Annotated in this window: 2 protein-coding genes and 1 pseudogene; 1 reads left to right on the forward strand and 2 read right to left on the reverse strand. The window is 72.2% G+C overall.

The genetic code is table 11. The features are described from left to right. Positions 1-214 precede the first annotated feature (214 nt). Positions 215-778, forward strand: coding sequence for a hypothetical protein (locus ACVNF4_RS35245; RefSeq protein WP_461806922.1), 564 nt, complete (start codon positions 215-217; stop codon positions 776-778). On the opposite strand, the gene ACVNF4_RS35250 is transcribed toward ACVNF4_RS35245, so the two are convergent. Beyond that, positions 760-1800 (reverse strand): LLM class F420-dependent oxidoreductase, encoded by a 1041-nt coding sequence (locus tag ACVNF4_RS35250; protein ID WP_461806923.1) that lies wholly within the window; start codon positions 1798-1800, stop codon positions 760-762. The two genes, ACVNF4_RS35245 and ACVNF4_RS35250, sit on opposite strands and share 19 nt — an antisense overlap. Positions 1801-1908: 108 nt before the next feature. Then, a pseudogene (locus ACVNF4_RS35255) lies at positions 1909-2149 on the reverse strand (hypothetical protein); the annotation flags it as partial.

The following is a 2149-nucleotide window of genomic DNA, read 5'->3' on the forward strand; positions in this document are numbered from 1 at the left end:
GCGCCGGCGGGGTGCCGCTGCGCCCACCCGTGCCGCCGCTAGCGGCACGCCTGCCCGCGGCCGGGGCGGGGGAGGAGGCGCGGCTGCGGGGCTGGCGTACCTGTCCCACCTGCGGTGATCGCCCCGCGTGACACCCCCCGAGTGGCGGACCGGCGGTGGTCGGGTGAGGCTGGCCGGGAAAGATCTGCTCGGGGAGGACATTTCGGAGGACCCCGTGGCCGTACCGATACGGCGCCTCATCGTGGCGCTGAGCGTGTGTTGTGCCCTGTTGGTGGGTGGGACCGCGTGTTCGAGCAAGGGGAACAGTGCCGCGAAGGACACCGTGCAGGCGGCTGTTGCGGCGGCGGAGCCCAGTCCGACGGCCTCCGCCGAGCGGCAGCGGCTCGCCAAGACGAGGTTCGTGGCGAACGCGGGGCTCGCGGCAGGGGCGACGTATCAGTGGATCGTGAAGCCCTGGAAGGCCGGGAAGTTCAAGAAGGGCGCGAAGGGACGGACGTTCGCGCTCGTCAAGGCCGGACTGGCCGGGACCTTCGCCTACAACCGGCTCAAGGCGGCCGGCCGCAACGCCCAGGGCGATCCGCTGCTCTCCAAGGCCATGGCGCCGCTCACCTCGGGCATCGACGCGCTCAAGGACCTGCCCGCCAAGCTGCGCAAGGGCGACGACTCGGCGGCCGGCTCCTTCGACGACATCATCGGCAAGGTGAAGGACGCCGGGAAGAGCGCCGGCGCGACCGTCACGGACAAGGTGCCGTCGGCCGGTCAACTCGCGGGCGGCTGAGCCGAGTCGGGCGGCCAGGCCGAGTTGAGCTCGGCCAGCACCCGCATGCTCTTCGGGTCCGGTGACATGGCCAGCAGGTCCGTCACCGGGCCCTTCCGCCACAACTCCAGCCGCTCGGCGATGCGTTCACGCGGCCCGACGAGCGAGATCTCGTCGGCGAACGCGTCCGGCACGGCGGCGATCGCCCCCACCCGGTCCCCCGACAGGAACAACTCCTGGATCCGCCGGGCCTGTTCCTCGTACCCCATCCTGGCCATCAGATCGGCGTGGAAGTTCCGCCGGGCCGCCCCCATGCCGCCGATGTAGAAACCCAGCATCGCCTTCACCGGCGCGAGCCCCTCGGTGACGTCGTCGCAGACGCGGACCTGAGCCATGGGCGCCACCATGAACCCCTCAGGCACAGTCAACTCCCCGTACGCGTCGGGCCGGTTCGGCGACCAGTACAACGGCAGCCAGCCATCGGCGATCCGCAGCGTCTGCGCGACGTTCTTCGGCCCCTCCGCCCCCAGCAGCACGGGCAGTCCGGCCCGCAGCGGATGCGTGATCGGCTTGAGCGGCTTCCCGAGCCCCGTCGCGTCCGAACCCCGGTACGGGAGCGGGTGATAGTCCCCGTCCACCTCCACCGGCCCCTGACGGCGCAGGACTTGGCGCACGACATCGACGTACTCGCGCGTCGCGGTCAGCGGCGACTTCGGGAACGGCCGCCCGTACCACCCCTCGACGACCTGCGGACCGGAGAGACCGAGACCGAGCAGCACCCGCCCCCCGGAGAGATGGTCCAGGGTGAGGGCGTGCATCGCGGTCGCCGTGGGGGAGCGGGCGGCCATCTGCGCGACGGCCGTACCCAGCCGGATCGTCGACGTGTGGGCGGCGAGCCAGGTGAGCGGTGTGAAGACGTCCGACCCCCAGGACTCCGCCGTCCACACCGACGTGTAGCCGAGCCGCTCCGCCTCCTGGACCAGCGGGAGATGGCCGGGGTCGGGGCCGCGACCCCAGTAGCCGAGCGCGAGACCTAGCCGCATGATGTCTCCTGACGGATCGTCAAGTACGGGGAGCCGTGCGACTGTACGGCAACGGCCCCCCACCCGGAAGGGTGAAGGGCCGTGTGCGTGACGGGCGTTCCCGGAGGGTCAGCCGCGCTGGATGCCCGAGCTGTCGCGCAGGACGCCACGACGGCCGTCCTGGGTCTGCGCGATGAGCCCCTGACCGCCCTGCTCGACCGCCAAGTACCAGGTACCCGGGGCGAGTTCGGCGATCGGGTTGGGTGCGCCGTCCTCCGCGAACAGCGGACGCGGCACCGGCACCGCGAACCAGAACGGCGAGAACTCCGGCGCCGGTGCGGGCGCGGGCGTCGGCGCCGGGGCGGGTGCG

The sequence above is a fragment of the Streptomyces sp. S6 genome (genome assembly GCF_054880855.1).

Excerpts from the sequence above, each read along its gene's own strand:
- ACVNF4_RS35250 (WP_461806923.1), bottom strand. The coding sequence starts at position 1,800 with ATGCGGCTAGGTCTCGCGCTCGGCTACTGGGGTCGCGGCCCCGACCCC.